An 18655-nucleotide genomic window follows, 5' to 3' on the forward strand; every position below is an offset into this window, starting at 1 on the left:
CCTTTCCCGAATTGGGACAATCTATGTATATTAACAATTACTTGAAATTGGTTTAACCACCACTGACAGGCGGTATCAGTGCAAACTCATGCTTCTCGGTCAGGTCGATCGTCTGGTCATCATTGATAAAAACTTGATCAACCGCCAGACGCGTATTGGGTAGATAACTGGCAATTTTAGGATAGAATTGCTCGATCAGCTGCTTGATTTTCGCCGCAGTCAAAGTTTGCTCTGTCACGGCTACTGAGATTTCATCAGCTGCAAGCATCTCTTGCAAATAGGCAAACAGTTTAATTTGCAGCATCTTCCAAACCTCCCCAGCGCGTCTTATCGGCATCAAATTCTTCTTTCCAAATGGGCACAGTCTGCTTTAACTCATCAATCAAAGCCTCACATTGCTGAAAAGCGGCTTTCCGATGCGGTGCGGCTACACCGATAAATACAGCTGCTTCAGTTAATTCCAAATGGCCTATCCGATGGACCATGACCACACGACTACCAGTAGCTTCAACCTTTGCGGCCATTTGAGCCATTTGCTTCACGGCCATCTCTTGATAAGCCGTATAAGTGATGGACTTGGTTTGAATGGCATCCGTCCATTCGCGGACAATACCCACGAATGTGACAATACCACCAAACTTAGGATCGACTAATTTATGATAAAGCTCAGTCACGTCAATGGGTGTGTCAGTTATAGCGACATAGGCCATCTCCAAGCCTCCTTAATTATAATAGCGAATCTATTCACAATTCTTTAACCATCCTTATTATCCAAAAACCAAATGAGAATTACTATCAGTTATTTCCCTAATATTTATAGCATGCTAAAAAGTATTTAACGGCTGAACACTAAGAGGGATTCCGTTAAACACTTTATTTTCTATTTTAATTATTTGTGATTAAGTGAGGTATTTCCCTTTTGAAACACCCTGAATAAAAACGCCTATCAATCGAAAAATAGCGATATTAAAGAATAGGCCAACATCATTGACTGGGGAACTCTCGCTCGGAAATACTCAGAAAATAAGGCTGGATCGGTGAGTTCAATAAATACATGATCAACCCAACCAACATGACGCGCTTGTCCTTAAAAAGTACTAATTGACTGCGAATACTATGGGCACTGGACTGCTGCAAGTCTTTCGGCAATGCTAAAACCCGAAAAAACCCAAGAAACCAGCAAGCCCGTTTTTGTAACGGGGCAATATAATTAGCAAAAGTCAGGGTAACCGATATCGCTGTACCGGAACCCAAAGCTGTTAAAACCCGAGAAAAAGCTAAGACATCATAAGTAAGAGCCAGTGTCGTCAGTAGATTGCCCGCAACAAAGCATCAACGACTTATCCGGATGAATTTATTCACTTGCGCATTTTGGCATTAAAGAACTGAATAATGGTATTCAAACTGTTTAGGGTTGTTTGATAATCTTGATCTAGAATTTCGTGCAGTATTTGATCATCCTCAGCATAAATTTTTTTGATCTGCGGTAAAAGCTCTCGGGTTTTGGGTGTTAATATGATCCGTTTGAATCGATTATCTTTGGGCGCAGCCACTCTAACGATCAGTTCTCTTTTTTCCATCAGTTTCAGTAAAGCCGTTGCCGATGATTTTTGAATATTAAATTCCTGTTCCACATCGAGTTGAAAAATATCCCGTTGATTTTCTTCCCGAGAAATAAAATCGATGATACTCATCTGAACACCGGTTAAACCCAGTTTTTTAGCTTGATGTTCTTGCCACTGGACTCATGTCTTTTTGTGGTATCGTTGTCGAAACAGCTATGAACATCACATTTCCAACATTGATGAAAGAATTCGGTGTGGGCACCACTGCTGTTCAATGGACGACAACGGCTTATCTTCTCGTTGTTTCAATTTTTGTGCCGATCTCATCATTCCTTAAACGGCGCTTTAGCAACCGGACACTCTTCATCTTCGCCAATTTATGCTTTATCGTTGGTTTATTAATTGATGCTTTCGCAATGAACATTATTATGTTAATTGCTGGCCGTATCGTTCAGGGGATGGCGGCTGGTATCGCCTTACCATTAATGTTTAATATCATCATTGAGTATGCCCCTCTACAGAAAATCGGTTTCTTAATGGACATCGGCACACTTGTCACAGCCATCGCTCCTGCTTTAGGCCCAACTTATGGTGGCCTGATCGTCAGCACATTGACTTGGCATTACATTTTTATCTTCCTATTACCTGTTATGCTGATTTCACTGATAGCTGGGCTTTATGCGATCCAAGCTGATGCTTTCAACAAGGAAACTAAGTTAGACATCATCAGCTGGCTGCTGATCGCCATCTTCTTTTTCGGTGTGATCAATGCTGCCACTAAGCTAAACAGTTTACAAACACAGCTCCCTGTTTTCTTAATTTATCTAGTGGCTGGCATTCTTGCCATAACTGCTTTTGTGATACGTAGTCGGCGCGTCACTCAACCAATCATCAATTTATCGATCACCCAGTTTAAACGGTTCGATCTCCACTTATTGAGTTACTTCTTGATGCAATTAACTAACTTAGGGATTTCATTTATTTTACCGAACTATCTACAAATCGTGAACCATCGAACGGCGTTGATTGCGGGTTTACTCATGTTACCTAGCGCCGCATTAGGTGCTGTTTTTGCACCGATCGGCGGCCGTATTATGGATCGTTTTGGAGCACGTAAACCTATTTTGACCGGTATTTTATCCCAGCTAGTGGCTTTATTTTTACTAATGCTTTTCGCACGTCACATTCAGCCAATGGCGCTTTCGATAATCTATATTCTTTTCATGTTAGGTATGGGTTTACAAGCAGGAAACATCATGATCAATGGCTTAAAACAAGTGCCCAAACAATTAAGCGCCGATGGCAACGCACTTTTTAATACGGCCATGCAATTTGCCGGTGCGCTAGGTACGTCGATTGTTTCAGCAATTGTTGCCTTTTCCCAACAAGGCCACGCTGGTTCTTTTGCGAGCCGCACCGCTCTTGGTGCTCAAAATGCTTTGATTCTTTTGGCTATTTTGGCGGCAATCAATACAATATCCCTGATTATTGCCCTGCGAACAACCAAGTCTAAAACAACTAAAGCAACGCAAAATGTTATGCAAGAATCAACAGAGCGCTCATAAGTTGGTTTCTATCTGGTTTTGACTATGTACATGATAAAAATAAAGTACCCCATAATTGTTAGGCAAATACACTAACGATTTTGGGGTATTTTTATGCATCATGTTGCTAAATACCATTGTCTTATAGACTATAATCCGCTATCGTGGAATAATTAATTTTATCGAATATCAAAGAGATAGGGGCAATGTCATGAATCAACTAAAGTCAAACAAAATCATTGGGATGCTTTATGCTATCAACGGTGCCGTACTTTGGGGTGTTTCGGGAACGATTGCTCAATATCTGTTTGCCACGTATCATCCGTCACCCGTTTGGTTAGTGGGTATTCGGCTCCTTTTTGGCGGTTTGGTCCTGTTACTCTGGTCTTTGATTACTGAAGGTCGCGAAGCATTTGCCATTTTTCGCCATAAAAATGACACCTTTGCCCTGATCCTCTTCGGTCTACTGGGCATGATGCCTTCACAACTCTGTTATTTTAGTGCGGTCAATGCCAGCAATGCGCCCACAGCTACCGTACTGCAAAACCTAGGTCCACTTTTCATTATTATCTTTGTCGCCCTTGCCAATCACAGTCTGCCCCGACAAATCGACACGATCTCTATCATTATCGCCCTCTTTGGTACCTTTATGTTAGCCACCAATGGGCAATTTACCCATCTTGCGCTCACGCCTAAGGGTATGTTCTGGGGCATACTTGCTGGTGTCGCAACTGCGGTCTATACTTTGATGCCACGCCGTCTTTTGCGTACTTACGATGCTAAGTTTGTCATCGGTTGGGCTATGTTGATCGGCAGCTTACCTTTCACTTATAATACTTTCACCAATAAAAGTGTGCCTTTGACACCAGCGTTATTGGGTTGGATCAGCATCGTCGTCGTGGTTGGTACAGCGTTAACTTACCTATTATATCTAAAAAGTTTACAATATTTGGCGCCGACAACGACTGGCATGCTGGGTGCTTTCGAACCTTTGACGGCTACTGTTCTAGCGGTGACTATTTTAGGTACGCCCTTAACCTTACCCAAGGCTGTCGGTGGTATCTTAATTTTATTGACTACTTTCTTACAGGCTCTGGGTACGCGGCGCAGTCGTATGCAATCGAAAAACTAATGTCTATTCCAAAAGACGTTCAGCGTCTGGATCTAGTTGAAAGCGTTGTTTTTTAACCCAAATAATCCCAGCGCTGCTAAACTACCGATACTCAAATACAGCAGCGTTGGCAAAAATAAATGCGCCTGATCAAACGGCAGCAATGGTGCTCCGTTAAGATATAGGTAGAAAAATACGACTAAGATCACTTGAAATGGCCTTTGACTCCTGGTTAAGCGTCCGATTAATTGCGCCACCAGCGGCAACTGCAAAGCCCAAATCAATAATGCCAAATAGGCCATAACAGTAGTTTGTTGAACGGCTGGTAAAATTAAGCCCAGTGCTAAAAGCCAACCGCTAATACTGGCCCACCATTTTTGCCGTCGCTGCCCGTCAGGAACGGTTTGCAACCATTGGGCAACCCCGGTTTGAACCGCTGTGGCACCTAAATTTGCAAATAATGGGATTGCAAGAAGGAAGAGTAAGGGCAAGGCTAGGTGCCTCATTTGGTAAGTTGTCGTTGTCCAACTCCACAACCAAGTTATCAATAACAGCCATAGCCAATAGCGCGAAACATCACCAGTTAACAAGCGAAAGGCAAGATATAGCCGAGATTGCTTGAAACTAGTGACCCATGGTTTTGTGATCTTAATCGGGTCACGTCGCTTTGCTGGCTTCAATACCAGCGGTCGATGTTCTAAAAATAATACCGCTAGTAAAACCAGTAAGCAGCTTAAACAGAGTAGTACGCTTATATTTACCCAGTCTGTGGCAGTTAACCGGATCATTGGAAAAACGAGTGATTGCTGACCGGTATAGTGTGTAGCAGTACTACCAATTACTCGCAGTACATGCAGTGACCCACCACCACTGGCGGCCAACGCCTGTTTGATGTTTTCGATCAAATAATGACTACCGGAAAGATTAAAAATATTTACCAAACGGCTAGGTGTCGTCTGATAATCCGTGCCAGCCGCATATAAAAAGACTAAGCAAATACTTAATAATACAGTCGGCTATACTCCTACTTAAGTAGACAGGTAAATAATTAAAACCGGTTTGCTTAGGAAGGAGTATTTTTTATGGGCCGAAAAGGTTCCAGATATTCTATTGATGAGAAGCTTCATTTCATTGGCCTACTTAAAAACGGCCGATCGGCCAATTCTATTGAACGGGAGTTTGGTATCAAAGCGACAACGATCAGTCATTGGAATTATTTATTTCATCATGGAGGTATAGTCGCACTAAAACCCAAACATACATGTAAAAGTTATACTATCGAATTAAAGGAACAAGTCGTTCAAGAGTATCTAGCAGGCGGTATTTCAATGCCTCAACTTTGTGATAAATTCGAGGTCTAAATCCCGGAGTTATTTTTCAGTGGCTTTCTCGGTATACTAGTGGTAAATCACTAGTATCTGCTAGGAGGAATCTAGCCATGAAGAACGGACGCAAGACAACACAACTTGAACGCATTGAGATTGCCGAGTGGGTCATCGCAAATAACATGGACTATACAGGCGCCACAAAACAGTACGATATCTCCTATGGACAAGTCTGATGCTTGGGTCAAGAAGTTTAAACAAGGAGGCCCAGAGGCCTTGGTCGACCGTCGTGGTAAAGCTAAGTCAGACGATGGCCATCTATCTGCCAATGAACGCCAATCATTAGAGATCAAACGTCTTAAAGCAAGATTGGAATATGTTTCAACGGAGAATGCCTTGTTAAAAAAATTCGCAGAGTTGGAAAGGAGCGAAAGATCCCACAGGAAGCATACTTAGCCATCAAAGAATTGACAAAGATCATTAATCCAGACACCCAGAATCTATATACTGTCAGTAATTTATGCCGCTTGGCTGAAATTTCTCGCTGCGGCTTATTATAAATGGTGTCATCACGTTCCCAGTAAGCGCCAGCTTGAAGATGCCGCTATTGTCGCTTTTATCCAACAATTAGAAGAAGCGCATCACTATATTTTCGGAGTCAAACGATTAATGGTCTACATTGACAAAGAAACGCCCTATCATGCTTGTGCCAGTCGAGTGAGACGCCTGATGCATCTTCACCACATCTACGCATCGATCCGTATTGCCAAGCATGATCGTAAAGCTGAGCGCAAAGATATTATCTCGGGTAATAAACTACTAAATGCCCAGCTGGAACATGAGTTCCACCCGATCGAATGGACCACACTTGGGTGACTGATTGTTCCGAATTAAGATATGGCGTTAATAATGAGCAACGTGTCCGTCTAAGCGCCATCAAAGATCTTTACGATCATCGGATCGTAAGTTGGGCTATTGCGTCGACGGAAACAGCAGAATTAGTCAGTAAAACGCTCGACTTAGCCCTACAACAAGTATCTGGTGCTAAACCAAAGATCGTACACAGTGATCAAGGTAGCAGTTATACTTCAGGCAGTTACAACCTAAAACTAGCCAGTTTAGGCATCACCCATAGTATGTCCCGTCCAGGCATACCTGGAGACAACAGTCCTATGGAGAGCTTCTGGAGTCACATGAAAGAAGAATTCTTCGCCTTTGAACAAGCGTATTCACAAGAGGAACTAGCGCTTCAGATTTCACGTTGTATCGATTGGTATAACAACAAACGTCGCCAAGAAACACTTAACGGCATGACCCCCAACGAATATGGGTGCCATGCCGTTAAGGAAAGTGCATAAGCATTTTAATTATTTAGGTTGTCTACTTGACACGGAGTAGTTCCGTCCCCAAACGGCCACGTAACCTAGGCAGTACCTCAATCACCAAAGTTAGCGCCGCCACAAAAAATAACCCGGGTAATAATATTAAAAATACCATCAGAAATTGACCTAAATTCACCGTCTGATACTTCAGCAGCGTTGCGATTAATGTAAAAGCCACGGTTATACCCCAGAAAATCAGCATGAAACAACAATTACTCAGGAATTTCCCAAATATGTAGCGCCGACGCGTGAATGAGCTCGTCAGAAATAAGGCCATTGTTCCATGCTCTCGATCTAGCTGAATACTGTTGCTTAGAAAGATGGCACCGAGCACAGGTAAAATAAATCCGATAATAAAACCAACACTAATGGCCGTCCAAGTCGCATTATCGGCCTGAGTATAACGGCTGGGCTCAATAATCAATGGCCGCATTACACCCGCCTGTTTTGGTAACATCAATGTCACTGAAAACATCAAACCAAGACACAATACTAGAAAAGAACGGCGCCGCGCTTTTTCTCGAAAAGTAGCCCGAAAACTTGTGATCATAGTGGTACCACACCCTTTAACACGCCCAGATAAGCTTCTTCTAAGGTCGGTAAAACTTGTTGGGCTTCTTTTTGTCGCGGCTTTTGCGTAATTTCACGAATTTGAATACCTTCAGGTTTTTGTACCAATGTACTTGTATCTTGGGTTAAATATTGAGACATCGCTGGAAGTTCTGATGTAACTGGATAAGCCCAGACACATCCTTGCGCTTTTTGAATCAAAGCATTGGGCGCCCCTTGGTAAAGAAAGCGGCCTTTATGTAAAATTAAAATTTGACTGGCGATGGCTTCAACATCCGATACGATATGGGTCGAAAGCAGCACCAAATGATCACGAGCAAGCTCGGCCAACAAATTTCTTAATGTGACGCGTTCTTCAGGATCCAGCCCCGTGGTTGGTTCATCAGCGATCACCACGGCTGGCTCATTCAATAAAGCCGCCGCAATACCAACCCTCTGGCGCATACCACCAGAAAAATCTTGCAAGCGTTTCTGCCCCACTTGATCCAAATGAACCCGTTGTAATAATTGGGCAATTTGCTTTTGTGCTGCTCGTTTGGTCATGCCCTTCATGCTGGCAAGATAGGTCAGATATTCCTGAGCTGTTAAATTAGGGAAATACGGAACTTGCTGTGGCAAATAACCTAGTACGGCCTGCATCGTTTTAGGGTGCGTGATGATATTTGTACCATTCAAGTAGACGGCGCCATGAGTGGGTTTTTGTAAAGTGGTCAATATTTTTAATAATGTTGTTTTGCCCGCGCCATTTGGTCCTAAAAGGCCAATCGCCCCGCCTGAATGAAGCTCCGCTTGTAAGTCTGCAAAAATCTTTGTGCCATCGTAGTGCTTACTTAGCTGCTTTATTATTAGATCCATAAAACCCCCACCTTCCAAATAATGGCTAATTCTAAATTACCGCTATCTCGAGCAAGTGCCTATCAGACTTAAGTATTAAAATGCACACCTATTTTGGCCTTAGAAAAAGAGAGTGAAAACAAAATTAACACTTTGCTTTCACTCTCTATCTGTTTACAAACACTTCTATATTTAAACTTGTGGTTTTCGGCGATAAACCAAATAGCGCCGGTAAATATACTGCCACGGCAATGCTAAAGCATGAACCAGTCGTGTGTAAGGGAAGAACCCAAAAATCGCTAAACCACAAACAACATGGATCTTATATAACATTGGTGTTGACACCATCAATAAATAATTTGGCCGGAAATAGAACAATTGCCGCGCCCAAACGGATAACGTTTCTCGATAGTTAAAAGCTGGATGACTAGGCCCAGCGATAAATGAAGCAGCTAGACCTAAGATAATTGTCACCAACAAAGCCACATTGACGATCAAATCACTGGTAGAGCTTGCAAGATGCACCCGGGCATCACTAAAGCGCCGATAAGTCAGGATCAGCATGCCAATCAATGCTAAGCCGCCACCAACACCGCCACCGCCTAAAGCAAATAGGTGATAGATATGATCCGGGATGCCTAATGCATCTGTCCATAATTTCGGTACTAAGATACCAACCACATGACCAAAAAATACTAGGATGATGCCAATATGAAAGAGAATACTGCCGACCATTAATTTCTTTTTCTCTAGTAATTCACTGGACTTAGCGGTTACTGAAGCGGGATAAAAGGCAAACCGAATGATGGTGCCAAAGAAAAATGAAAGTAACATCAAATACGGATAGACGGTCCAAAAGAACCAATCCACTGGATGTGCCATCATTTCACCTCCTGTTGTGCGTTGATCTGGTGCTGCGCCACACATTTACCAAGTTCTTGACGAATCACACGGATCAGCTTGAAGTAAGGTTTGTCCGCATAGATCATTCCATTTTGCAATAATTGATAGGTACCGTCTTCAACTACTGAAAACAGTAATTGTAGATCTTTTAAACGTTCGGCCACTTCATTTTCCCAGTCACCGTAGGCTAAGAATTCTAACATCAATGGTAAATAATCCGTCAATTCTTGATCCACGGCGGAAACACCAAACATCTCGTAAAGCATCTTTAGTTTGGCTAAGACACCGCCGCGTTCCCGAGAATCTTCAAAGCGATAAAATGTTAAGTAGAGGGTAAAACGCTTATTCATGTCAAAAAGACTGGCATATTCTTGTTGCAGCTGGGTTAACGGTTGTTGTTGAAACGCCGAGATGATGTCACGTACTTGGGCTTTCTCAGCCGAATTGGCATCATACTCACGTTCAAAATTAGCCATAAAATCTGAACCTTGAATTTCAGCTTGTGGATAGTCGATCAAATGGGACAGCGTATAGAAATCACCCCGGCTTTGATCCAATTGGGCTAGATTAATCACGCCAAATCCCCCCATAAAAGCTCTCAGCATAGATCTCTTCTGAGGATTTACCTGCTTTAGACTGTTCAAACATACCGGCATGCATATTGGCTAAAGAACAACCTTTACATTCTTCATAACCTAAACCGCCCTGTTCCGCGCTAGCATTTTCCACTTGTTCTTTATGAGCTTTAGGAATGACAAACCGATCTTCGTATTTCGCAATGGCTAATAAGCGGTAAAGTGCTGTCGCTGAATCTTCAGTCAAGCCAACCCGATCGAGTTTATCAGTATCAAACGCTTTACCAGAAGTCCGAGCCCGCATATACAGCCGCATCATAGCGAGCTTATATAGTGCGTTCTTGATCACTTCAGTATTGCCGCCAGACAAAATACTTGCTAAATAATCTACTGGGATCCGCATTTCATCAATACCAGGGAAAATCATTTCTGGATTATGAATCGAGTCTTTACCTTCAAAGTAATTCATGATTGGTGACAGCGGTGGTACGTACCAAACCATTGGCATTGTGCGATATTCTGGATGCAATGGAAAGGCGATCCGCTCTTCAACGGCCATCTTATAGATCGGACTATTTTGGGCGGCTTCAATCATATCATCAGCGATACCAGCTGCTTGAGCAGCAGCAATGATTTCTGGATCATTAGGATCTAAGAACAAATCTAATTGACGTTCGTAAAGTTTCTTTTCATCTGGTTCTTCAGCTGCTTCTTGAACACGGTCCGCATCATATAAAATTGCGCCGATATAACGGATCCGACCCACACAAGTTTCCGCACAAACCGTTGGTAAGCCTTCTTCAATTCTTGGATAGCAGAAAGTACATTTTTCAGCTTTATTCGTTTTCCAGTTGAAATAGACTTTTTTATAAGGGCAACCAGTCATGCAAAAACGCCAGCCGCGGCACTTTTCTTGATCAACCAAAACGATACCGTCTTCATCACGTTTATACATGGCACCACTCGGACAAGAAGACACACAAGGGGCATTTAAGCAGTGTTCACATAAACGCGGTAAATACATCATAAAGGCATTTTCAAAATTAGTCTTGATCTCAGTCTGGATCTTCTTCACATTCGGATCTTCTTGCGTGTGTTGGGAACCAGCTAGATCATCATCCCAGTTGGGGCCCCATTGAAGGTCCATCGTTTGGCCAGTGATCTGTGATTTTGCCCGTGCTACCGGTTGATGTTTCTTTTCTGGGTTAAATAGCGTTTGGTAATCATAGGTCCAAGGTTCATAGTAATCATCTAACTCAGGCATATCAGGATTGTAAAAGATCTTACCTAGCGCAATCTTATTCAATTTGTTCCCGGCCACTAATTCTAACTTACCTTTTTTGTTGAGCTGCCAGCCGCCCTTATAGTGGTCTTCATCTTCCCAACCGCGAGGATAACCCACACCAGGTTTGGTTTCCACGTTGTTGAACCACATATATTCTGCCCCCGGGCGATTGGTCCAGGTGTTTTTACACGTGACCGAACAGGTATGGCAGCCAATACACTTATCCAGGTTCAAAACCATTCCGATTTGTGCTTTAATCTTCATTCCAGTTCACCTTCTTTAATTTCCGGACATTAACATATAAGTCTCTTTGATTGCCGATGGGACCATAATAGTTAAAGCCGTAGCTTAGTTGCGCATAGCCGCCGACCATTTGGGTAGGCTTAATATGGATCTGTGTTGGTGCATTATGACTCCCGCCACGATTACCCGTAATATTAGAGAGTGGTTCTTGAATATCCATATCTTGCGCATGATACATATACATGGAACCTTTTGGCATGCGGTGACTGACAACCGCTCGGGCTGTCACGACCCCATTACGGTTATAAAGCTCGACCCAATCGTTGTCTTTGATACCTAATTCAAGCGCATCTTCATTAGCTAACCAAACATTAGGTCCACCACGGAATAACGTCAGCATCTCTAAATTATCTTGATAAGTCGTATGGATATTCCACTTACCGTGCGGTGTCATATAACGCAGTGTAATTTCTTTGGCATCAGCAATCTCGGTATCTTTAGGTCCCATGACTTGTGGTGGCAAAGTTGGCTTATAAGTAGTCAATTGTTCACCATATTCTTGGAAAATCTCGTGATCAATATAAAACTGCTGCCGACCGGTCAACGTACGGAATGGCACGAGATATTCAATGTTGACCGTAAATGGTGAGTAACGTTCACCGTCATGCTTGGAGCTGGAGAAGATCGGCGTTGGAATAGCCTCCCGTGGTTGCACGGTAATACTCTTGAAGGTCATTTTATCCTCAGCGCGACCGGCCGCAATATGGTTCAAGTCTAGGCCCGTATGTTCTGATTCCACTGCCCAAGCTTTTTGCGCCACTGCGCCATTAGAAGCACTGGATAAAATCAAAATAGCGTCAGCGACTTTTTTGGCTTGGTCGATCTTAGGACAGCCCTGATTCACACCGGGTGTTAAATAAGTATGATTGCGCGTCTTTAATTCTTCATACTGCTCAGCAACAGAATAGCTGATACCATCTGCCCCAACTTTACCGCCAGCATTTGGACCTAAAGCCACGTACTTATCATAAACTTGGGTATAGTCTCTTGGAATCAATTGCAAGATCGGCATAGTCTTACCTGGGACAGGTTCGATCTCACCTTTCTTCCAATCTTTGATCTGTCCTAGTGGCTGGGCTAATTCAGCTGGCGAATCATGGCCTAGCGGTTGCGTCTTCAAATCATATTGTGTTTCTGGTAATTCTGTTTTAGCTAATTCAGTGAACTTCTTAGCCAAATTCTTGAAAATATCCCAATCGCTCTTCGACTCCCATAGTGGTGTAATCGCCGCATTGAAAGGATGAATGAAAGGATGCATATCGGTACTAGAGAGATCTTCTTTTTCATACCAAGTAGCAGCTGGTAGGACGATATCTGAATACATTGGTGTGGAAACCATCCGGAAGTCCAAGTCGACGACTAGATCTAACTTACCTTCCACAGGATCTTCATGCCACACCATATCTTCAGGCTTAAATTGATCATTAGTCTTAGCTAACAGACCATTTTCCGCACCCAGCAAATGTTTCATAAAGTATTCTTGCCCTTTGCCAGAGGAGGTAAAGAGGTTGGAGCGCCAGACAAATAACCCTTTCGGGGCATTTTGGGGGGCATCCGGATCTTCAATGGCAAATTTCAGCGCGCCAGCTTTTAATTCTGAAACAACTTTAGCTTTGATCTCATCCAAATTATTGGTTTGATAATCCTGTGCAAAACTTAAAGAGTTGCGGTCAAATTGTGGGTAACTTGGCAGCCAACCCAAGCGGGCCGCCAATTGATTATAATCAGCGGGATGATCATAAGCGTGCTGAATTTTTTTGACCGGCGACTTCAAAGCCTTATTATCTAGCTCGTCATATTTCCATTGATCGCTGGCAAAGTAGAAGAAAGAAGTCCCATTTTGTTGACGTGCACCACCAGCCTGCCAATCATTGGCAAAAGCCACAGTTGCCCAGCCTTCTTGAGGCCGTAATTTTTCTTGGCCAACGTAATGGGCCCAGCCGCCACCAGAAACCCCTTCACAGCCAGTTAATAGAACTAAATTAAAGATGGCTCGATAGGTCATATCACTATTGAACCAGTGATTGATCCCTGCACCCATGATCACCATGGATTTACCACCGCTGTCAATGGCATTTTGGGCGAATTCTTCAGCAATTTGCACACAAATACTTTGTTTAACGCCAGTCACTTTTTCCTGCCATGCAGGTGTATAAGGGCTGTCAGCGTCCGTGGCACCTTTAGCAGCCAAATCGTCCTCAGCCATTTGCGGCAAGCCATATTGGGAAAGCATCAAATCATAAACCGTGGTAACTAAATGACGACTGCCATCTGCAAAAGTCACCCAGCGCGCCTTTAAATGCCGTGGTAACACATCGTTGCCTTGAGCAGAAAAATAAGGAAAATCGGCGATCACGGTTTGGTCCGCATCGATGCCTAACTTAGGATCGATCTCGTGGCCCTCTTTGTCCTTCAAAACCAGATTCCAATCGGTATGATCTTCCCAGCGTTGGCCGATGGTCCCATTAGGTACAACGATCTCACCAGAATGACTGTCAACGACACAAGTTTTCCAATCCGCATTGGCAATCGTTTCATCAGAAATATCGCTGACCCGTAAGAACCGGCCAGAAGTGTAGTGATCACGATTGGCATCACTTTGATCCAGCAAGACTAAGAATGGCAGATCAGTGTACTGCTTCGCATAATGTACAAACTCTGGCACTTGTTTTTGTTGATAAAATTCATTCAAGATCGTATAAGTCATGCCTTGGGCTAAAGCAGCATCAGAGCCAGGGTGTGGTGCCAACCAGTTATCAGCGAACTTAACATTTTCAGCGTAATCTGGACTTACGGCAACCACCTTAGTCCCCTTATAGCGCGCTTCGGTCATAAAATGGGCATCTGGTGTCCGCGTCAAAGGTACATTTGAGCCCCACATAATAATGTATTGACTGTTATACCAGTCACTGGATTCAGGAACATCCGTTTGTTCACCCCAAACTTGTGGGGATGCAGGTGGCAGATCGGCGTACCAATCATAGAAACTCAACATTTCGCCACCTAGTAAGGAAAGGAACCGCGCACCAGAGGCATAACTGATCATGGACATAGCTGGAATTGGGGTGAAACCAGCTAACCGATCGGGCCCATATTTCTTGATCGTATAAACTAACATTGCTGAGATCAGCTCTAAAGCTTCATCCCAATGCACGCGGACTAAGCCGCCATGCCCCCGAGCCGATTTATAAGTTTTTGTTTTATCAGGATCTTCAACAATACTCGCCCAAGCTTCAACTAAATTATCTTGGTGCGCCGCCTTAGCTTGGACCCATAATTGCCACAATTTGCCTCTAATATAAGGATATTTGATCCGTACCGGACTATATTCATACCATGAAAAACTGGCACCACGTGGGCACCCCCGGGGTTCAAACTCTGGAAAATCCGGACCACAGGATGGATAATCGGTGGCTTGGTGCTCCCAGGTAATAATGCCCTCTTTCACGTAAACATTCCAACTGCAAGAGCCAGTACAGTTTACCCCGTGCGTCGTCCGAATCACTTTATCGTGACTCCAACGCCGCCGGTATAATTTTTCCCAGCGTCTAGAGTTCTCTTCTAATTGGGTGAAATTCCCATTGAACTTCTCCACACGCTTGAAAAAGCGGGACTGTTTCATGACCTCAACTCCTTTTCCTTCAGTAAGGTAACCAAAATGCTTGTTAGTCATTTCCCTAATACTAAGATAGCACCGGCAATGCTATACTTCGATTAGGGAAAAACCTAATTCAGTTACTCGTGAGGTGAGTCACATGTCCGTCGTGAATGGTTTCACAGATAATCGTTATGATCGCCAAGAACGTGTCCGTCAAATCGGTCCTGCTGGCCAACAGCAGCTCAGCCAAGCGCATATCTTAATCGTTGGGGCTGGTGCGCTAGGCAGTTACTGTGCGGAACTTTTAACTCGAGCTGGCATTGGCCGCTTAGATATTTTCGACCCTGATACGGTCAGTCTAACGAATTTACAGCGCCAAACTATCTTTACGGAGCAAGATGCCCAGCAAGCTACTTTCAAAGTTGACGCGCTCCAAAAAAATTTAACCAAGATCAATCATCATGTGATCGTGCACAGCCACCCTTATGAATTATCGGAAAACCGCCTACGAACGCTAGCTAAATTTGACTTAGCCATTGATTGTACCGATAACTTTGCAGCCCGAGAGCTGTTAAATCAATTGGCTTTAAAATACAAATTCAATTACATCTTTGGTTCTTGTGCTGGGGTCAGTGGTCAAGTCATGGCCATCGACCCCCAAACTGGGCCTTGCTTAGCTTGTTTATTTCCAAACCTGCAAGCCTTAAAACAAACTGACTGTGATTTGCTAGGTGTCAATACAGCGCTGATTCCGATTGTCAGCGGCTTACAGGTATCCTTAGCAATAAAGCTACTCGTAGCACCTGATCAAGTCGCTTTTAACCAATTGATCACCATTAATAATTGGACGTTAAAGCAAGACACTTTTACGATCCTTAAAAATCCCCAGTGCGCTGTTTGCCAGCAGCCTGTGACTGAAGTGGCCGCTGATTTTAAAAACGAACTGCGCGTTTTATGTGGTACTAACGTTTATGCTGTTTACTTGCCTGAAACCGTCAGTGTAGCCACGTTAAAACGATATTTAACCGCGGCACAAATCCCACAACAGCCTAATCCTTTAGGCGTTCAGTTTAAATGGCAGACCTTGGCAATGACTTTTTTTAAGAACCATAAGTTAATGATCTACGATGCCCCCACCAAAACGGTTGCCCAAACGGCTTACCAACAATTAAAACAAGCCTTAGCCCAACATCAAGTCAAACTGGAGGCCCAATCATGATCAAAGCTAGTATTTTGACGATCAGTGACACGCGCAATCTGGCCAGTGATCAAACCGGCCAGACCATTGCCAATTACCTAACCAAAAACGAAACTGCTGTGGTTCAGCAACGACTGGTTGTTAAAGATGATATTTTAGAAATTCAACACGCTTTTACAGCTTTGGCATTGGCCGACAACGACCTGCTGATCACTAACGGCGGCACCGGCATTGCTCAACGAGACGTCACCTTTACCGCGCTAAAGCCACTGTTGCAAGATACGATCCCAGGTTTCGGTGAACTATTCCGACAATTGAGCTACGCCGATGTCGGCACACACGCCATTGCCTCGCGCGCTGAAGCAGGTTTTACGGTACGCAACCAATTGTGCTTTATCTTGCCTGGTTCAACTAAAGCAAACAGCTTAGCACTAGAACAAATTATTTTACCTGAACTAACACATCTATTACGTGAACGTCACAAATAAAGGAAGTTAACTTATGTTAGATAGACGTCAACCCATTACTATCACCGCTGCCCAAGCCAAAATCGCAGCGTTAACTTTAGAACCTAAGGTAGAAGCCGTAGCCACAACGGCTGCTGATCGACGCGTGTTGGCTGAGCCCGTGACTGCACCCTATGATTTTCCTAATTTCCGGCGCTCTGGTTATGATGGCTATGCCATTCGTGCTGAAGATGACCATGATTTTCCTAAAACATTCAAAGTCGTCGCTGAAATTCAAGCAGGTGCCACTTACGATCAACCGCTAAAAGCAAATGAAACGGTCCGAATCATGACTGGCGCTGCTGTCCCAACTAACGCTGGTAAAGTTATCATGTTGGAACAAAGTCGGCCAGTTGCAGAACATAAAGACCAAGTCAAATTAATGGTAACTGCTAAAAATACCAATATTACGGAGACTGGCACTGAGTTTCAACGCGGCGATGTATTGATCCCGCAAAATACGCGGTTAAATCCTGGTCACCTTAGTCTGCTTTCGGCTTTTGGTATCACCGAAGTTTCGGTTTATCAAACGCCCAAGGTTGGTATCATCACCACCGGCACTGAAGTAACCACACCAGGGGACCCGCTCAAGCCTGGCCGTATCTATAACAGTAATGGCCCCTTACTACAAGGCCTCGTCACTGAATGCGGCGGTGAAGTTGTGGCCTATACTCAAATCGAAGATGATTATGATTTGTTACGGCAGAAGCTGAATGCGCTAGTCACGACCTGTGATCTGATCTTGACCACAGGGGGTGTCTCAGTTGGCGACTTCGATTTTTTGGCCACAGTAGCTAAATCATCGCAAAACTTGCTTTTTAATAAATTAAAAATGCGGCCTGGGAGTGTGACCACTGCTTTCGTTTACCAAGAAACACCCATCGTAGCTTTATCTGGCAATCCTGGTGCCTGTTTTACCGGCTTTTATCTGTTTGCGGAACCCCTCTTACAGCAATTCACCAAGCAGGCCTCACAAGTCCGCCATGTGACAGCCATTTTAGATAAACCTTATCAAAAAACGAACGGTTATGACCGCATTCTTCGAGGCACTTTCCGCATAAGTCATGACCACTATTATGTCCAGCTAGTCGGTAGTGATAAATCTGGTGCTTTAGGCAATTTAGGGCAAACGACCTGCTTGTTCAAGATTCCAAGTAGCAATCGCCCCATTGAACCCTTTAGCGAGGTCGAGACATGGCTCTTACCTTACAGATAGTTGGCTATAAAAAAAGTGGTAAAACCACGGTGCTTAAAGACTTTTTAGCTGTTGCCCAAGCAAAAAAGTACACTGTCGCTGTTTTAAAACATGATGCTCACGAAGCCAGCTTGGATCAAGCGGCAACTGATACCGGGCAATTTCATCAGCTAGGGGCGCAGCAAATTATTTTGCAGTCCCGTTCTGAAATATTCATCCGCCAACAAAAGCCAGCACTAGTCACCCAATCCGCTGAAAGCTTGGTTCAACAATACGTTGCCCCAGACACAGATTTAATTCTCATTGAGGGCTATAAATCCGCTGCCTATCCAAAAATTGTCTTGAATAAAACGGCTATTGATTTTGAGCCCTCTGCTTTACAGCAGGTGATCGCCCAAGCTAGTATTTTCCCAGAAATTGTAGCTGCAAACCCAAAACTAAAAGATTTTAGCAATCCCCAAGCACGCCAAGCTTGGTTTCAAGCCTGGTTAAAAAAGAGTGTGACAAAAGGCGATTAACGGCCAAGCACTAACAAGGATCATGATAAATGGTGATCTTTCCATTTGAATGATCCGTGGTTAGGTGAGGACGTTGCCTTTTGGAACACGTTTAAGAAATAGCTGACAAAAGGCGGTTAACGGCCAAGCACTAACAAGGATCATGATAAATGATGATCTTTCCGTTTGAATGATCCGTGGTTAGGCGAGGACGTTGCCTTTTGGAACACGTTTAAGAAATAGATGACAAAAGGCGGTTAGCGC

Annotated in this window: 19 protein-coding genes and 1 pseudogene; 9 read left to right on the forward strand and 11 right to left on the reverse strand. The window is 43.7% G+C overall.

The features are described 5' to 3' along the window. Positions 1-52: 52 nt before the first annotated feature. The 4 genes from ACNAN0_RS11425 to ACNAN0_RS11440 form a co-directional block, all read right to left on the reverse strand. Entirely contained in the window at positions 53-304 is a 252-nt protein-coding gene (locus ACNAN0_RS11425) for a MoaD/ThiS family protein (RefSeq protein WP_416353344.1), read from the reverse strand. Further along, positions 291-710, reverse strand: a complete 420-nt coding sequence (locus ACNAN0_RS11430; protein ID WP_230912895.1) for a molybdenum cofactor biosynthesis protein MoaE — start codon at positions 708-710, stop codon at positions 291-293. Before ACNAN0_RS11430 ends, ACNAN0_RS11425 begins: the two co-directional genes overlap by 14 nt. A gap of 274 nt (positions 711-984) precedes the next feature. Beyond that, on the reverse strand, positions 985-1254 hold the full coding sequence (locus ACNAN0_RS11435; RefSeq protein WP_230912896.1) for a hypothetical protein: 270 nt from the start codon (positions 1252-1254) through the stop codon (positions 985-987). A gap of 104 nt (positions 1255-1358) precedes the next feature. Further along, positions 1359-1715 carry a MarR family winged helix-turn-helix transcriptional regulator gene (locus tag ACNAN0_RS11440; RefSeq protein ID WP_416354197.1) on the reverse strand — a complete coding sequence of 119 codons (357 nt, stop codon included), beginning with the start codon at positions 1713-1715 and terminating at the stop codon, positions 1359-1361. Positions 1716-1747: 32 nt separating this feature from the next. On the opposite strand from ACNAN0_RS11440, the gene ACNAN0_RS11445 reads away from it, so the two are divergent. Continuing rightward, a complete protein-coding gene (locus ACNAN0_RS11445) occupies positions 1748-3130 on the forward strand; it encodes a DHA2 family efflux MFS transporter permease subunit (protein WP_416353345.1) in 1383 nt (460 codons plus the stop codon). A 190-nt stretch (positions 3131-3320) separates the two neighbouring features. After that, positions 3321-4241 (forward strand): DMT family transporter, encoded by a 921-nt coding sequence (locus ACNAN0_RS11450; RefSeq protein ID WP_416353346.1) that lies wholly within the window; start codon positions 3321-3323, stop codon positions 4239-4241. 32 nt (positions 4242-4273) lie between these two features. On the opposite strand, the gene ACNAN0_RS11455 is transcribed toward ACNAN0_RS11450, so the two are convergent. Continuing rightward, positions 4274-5161: a hypothetical protein gene (locus tag ACNAN0_RS11455; RefSeq protein WP_416353347.1), complete on the reverse strand. Its 888-nt coding sequence runs from the start codon at positions 5159-5161 to the stop codon at positions 4274-4276. A gap of 141 nt (positions 5162-5302) precedes the next feature. Between ACNAN0_RS11455 and ACNAN0_RS11460 the strand changes: the two are divergent. The 3 genes and pseudogenes from ACNAN0_RS11460 (at position 5303) to ACNAN0_RS11470 (ending at position 6903) form a co-directional block, all read left to right on the forward strand. Further along, a pseudogene (locus ACNAN0_RS11460) lies at positions 5303-6001 on the forward strand (transposase). A gap of 192 nt (positions 6002-6193) precedes the next feature. Then, positions 6194-6421, forward strand: a complete 228-nt coding sequence (locus ACNAN0_RS11465) for a hypothetical protein (protein ID WP_416354198.1) — start codon at positions 6194-6196, stop codon at positions 6419-6421. Then, the gene (locus ACNAN0_RS11470; RefSeq protein WP_416353348.1) at positions 6403-6903 is read left to right on the forward strand and encodes an IS3 family transposase; all 501 of its coding nucleotides are present in this window, start codon (positions 6403-6405) and stop codon (positions 6901-6903) included. Before ACNAN0_RS11465 ends, ACNAN0_RS11470 begins: the two co-directional genes overlap by 19 nt. Positions 6904-6925: 22 nt before the next feature. On the opposite strand, the gene ACNAN0_RS11475 is transcribed toward ACNAN0_RS11470, so the two are convergent. The 6 genes from ACNAN0_RS11475 to ACNAN0_RS11500 form a co-directional block, all read right to left on the reverse strand. After that, complete coding sequence (locus ACNAN0_RS11475; protein ID WP_416353349.1) at positions 6926-7477, reverse strand: ABC transporter permease subunit; 552 nt, start codon at positions 7475-7477, stop codon at positions 6926-6928. Continuing rightward, positions 7474-8352: an ATP-binding cassette domain-containing protein gene (locus ACNAN0_RS11480; protein WP_416353350.1), complete on the reverse strand. Its 879-nt coding sequence runs from the start codon at positions 8350-8352 to the stop codon at positions 7474-7476. The genes ACNAN0_RS11475 and ACNAN0_RS11480 overlap by 4 nt, the downstream gene beginning before the upstream one ends. 171 nt (positions 8353-8523) lie before the next feature. Beyond that, positions 8524-9213 carry a respiratory nitrate reductase subunit gamma gene (gene narI / locus ACNAN0_RS11485; protein WP_230912903.1) on the reverse strand — a complete coding sequence of 230 codons (690 nt, stop codon included), beginning with the start codon at positions 9211-9213 and terminating at the stop codon, positions 8524-8526. Next, positions 9213-9809 carry a nitrate reductase molybdenum cofactor assembly chaperone gene (gene narJ, locus ACNAN0_RS11490; RefSeq protein ID WP_230912904.1) on the reverse strand — a complete coding sequence of 199 codons (597 nt, stop codon included), beginning with the start codon at positions 9807-9809 and terminating at the stop codon, positions 9213-9215. The genes narI and narJ overlap by 1 nt, the downstream gene beginning before the upstream one ends. Further along, entirely contained in the window at positions 9802-11358 is a 1557-nt protein-coding gene (gene narH / locus ACNAN0_RS11495; RefSeq protein WP_230912905.1) for a nitrate reductase subunit beta, read from the reverse strand. Before narH ends, narJ begins: the two co-directional genes overlap by 8 nt. Then, a complete protein-coding gene (locus ACNAN0_RS11500) occupies positions 11348-15019 on the reverse strand; it encodes a nitrate reductase subunit alpha (protein WP_416353351.1) in 3672 nt (1223 codons plus the stop codon). Before ACNAN0_RS11500 ends, narH begins: the two co-directional genes overlap by 11 nt. A gap of 133 nt (positions 15020-15152) precedes the next feature. Between ACNAN0_RS11500 and ACNAN0_RS11505 the strand changes: the two genes are divergently transcribed. Genes ACNAN0_RS11505 through mobB form a run of 4 tightly spaced genes read left to right on the forward strand, consistent with a single transcriptional unit; the run spans position 15153 to position 18412 of the window. Then, positions 15153-16214: a HesA/MoeB/ThiF family protein gene (locus tag ACNAN0_RS11505; RefSeq protein ID WP_416353352.1), complete on the forward strand. Its 1062-nt coding sequence runs from the start codon at positions 15153-15155 to the stop codon at positions 16212-16214. Continuing rightward, the gene (locus ACNAN0_RS11510; protein WP_416353353.1) at positions 16211-16681 is read left to right on the forward strand and encodes a MogA/MoaB family molybdenum cofactor biosynthesis protein; all 471 of its coding nucleotides are present in this window, start codon (positions 16211-16213) and stop codon (positions 16679-16681) included. The genes ACNAN0_RS11505 and ACNAN0_RS11510 overlap by 4 nt, the downstream gene beginning before the upstream one ends. 13 nt (positions 16682-16694) lie before the next feature. Beyond that, positions 16695-17915 (forward strand): molybdopterin molybdotransferase MoeA, encoded by a 1221-nt coding sequence (locus ACNAN0_RS11515; RefSeq protein WP_416353354.1) that lies wholly within the window; start codon positions 16695-16697, stop codon positions 17913-17915. Next, positions 17894-18412 carry a molybdopterin-guanine dinucleotide biosynthesis protein B gene (gene mobB, locus ACNAN0_RS11520; protein WP_230912910.1) on the forward strand — a complete coding sequence of 173 codons (519 nt, stop codon included), beginning with the start codon at positions 17894-17896 and terminating at the stop codon, positions 18410-18412. Before ACNAN0_RS11515 ends, mobB begins: the two co-directional genes overlap by 22 nt. The last annotated feature ends 243 nt before the right edge of the window (positions 18413-18655 follow it).

This window comes from Agrilactobacillus fermenti (genome assembly GCF_047943045.1).
Taxonomy (GTDB): Bacteria; Bacillota; Bacilli; order Lactobacillales; family Lactobacillaceae; genus Agrilactobacillus; species Agrilactobacillus fermenti.

Excerpts from the sequence above, each read along its gene's own strand:
- narI (WP_230912903.1), bottom strand. The coding sequence starts at position 9,213 with ATGGCACATCCAGTGGATTGGTTCTTTTGGACCGTCTATCCGTATTTG.
- ACNAN0_RS11505 (WP_416353352.1), top strand. The coding sequence starts at position 15,153 with ATGTCCGTCGTGAATGGTTTCACAGATAATCGTTATGATCGCCAAGAA.
- ACNAN0_RS11470 (WP_416353348.1), top strand. The coding sequence starts at position 6,403 with ATGGACCACACTTGGGTGACTGATTGTTCCGAATTAAGATATGGCGTT.
- mobB (WP_230912910.1), top strand. The coding sequence starts at position 17,894 with ATGGCTCTTACCTTACAGATAGTTGGCTATAAAAAAAGTGGTAAAACC.
- ACNAN0_RS11500 (WP_416353351.1), bottom strand. The coding sequence starts at position 15,019 with ATGAAACAGTCCCGCTTTTTCAAGCGTGTGGAGAAGTTCAATGGGAAT.
- narH (WP_230912905.1), bottom strand. The coding sequence starts at position 11,358 with ATGAAGATTAAAGCACAAATCGGAATGGTTTTGAACCTGGATAAGTGT.
- ACNAN0_RS11480 (WP_416353350.1), bottom strand. The coding sequence starts at position 8,352 with ATGGATCTAATAATAAAGCAGCTAAGTAAGCACTACGATGGCACAAAG.
- ACNAN0_RS11430 (WP_230912895.1), bottom strand. The coding sequence starts at position 710 with ATGGCCTATGTCGCTATAACTGACACACCCATTGACGTGACTGAGCTT.
- ACNAN0_RS11515 (WP_416353354.1), top strand. The coding sequence starts at position 16,695 with ATGTTAGATAGACGTCAACCCATTACTATCACCGCTGCCCAAGCCAAA.
- ACNAN0_RS11445 (WP_416353345.1), top strand. The coding sequence starts at position 1,748 with ATGTCTTTTTGTGGTATCGTTGTCGAAACAGCTATGAACATCACATTT.
- ACNAN0_RS11475 (WP_416353349.1), bottom strand. The coding sequence starts at position 7,477 with ATGATCACAAGTTTTCGGGCTACTTTTCGAGAAAAAGCGCGGCGCCGT.
- ACNAN0_RS11450 (WP_416353346.1), top strand. The coding sequence starts at position 3,321 with ATGAATCAACTAAAGTCAAACAAAATCATTGGGATGCTTTATGCTATC.
- ACNAN0_RS11510 (WP_416353353.1), top strand. The coding sequence starts at position 16,211 with ATGATCAAAGCTAGTATTTTGACGATCAGTGACACGCGCAATCTGGCC.
- ACNAN0_RS11425 (WP_416353344.1), bottom strand. The coding sequence starts at position 304 with ATGCTGCAAATTAAACTGTTTGCCTATTTGCAAGAGATGCTTGCAGCT.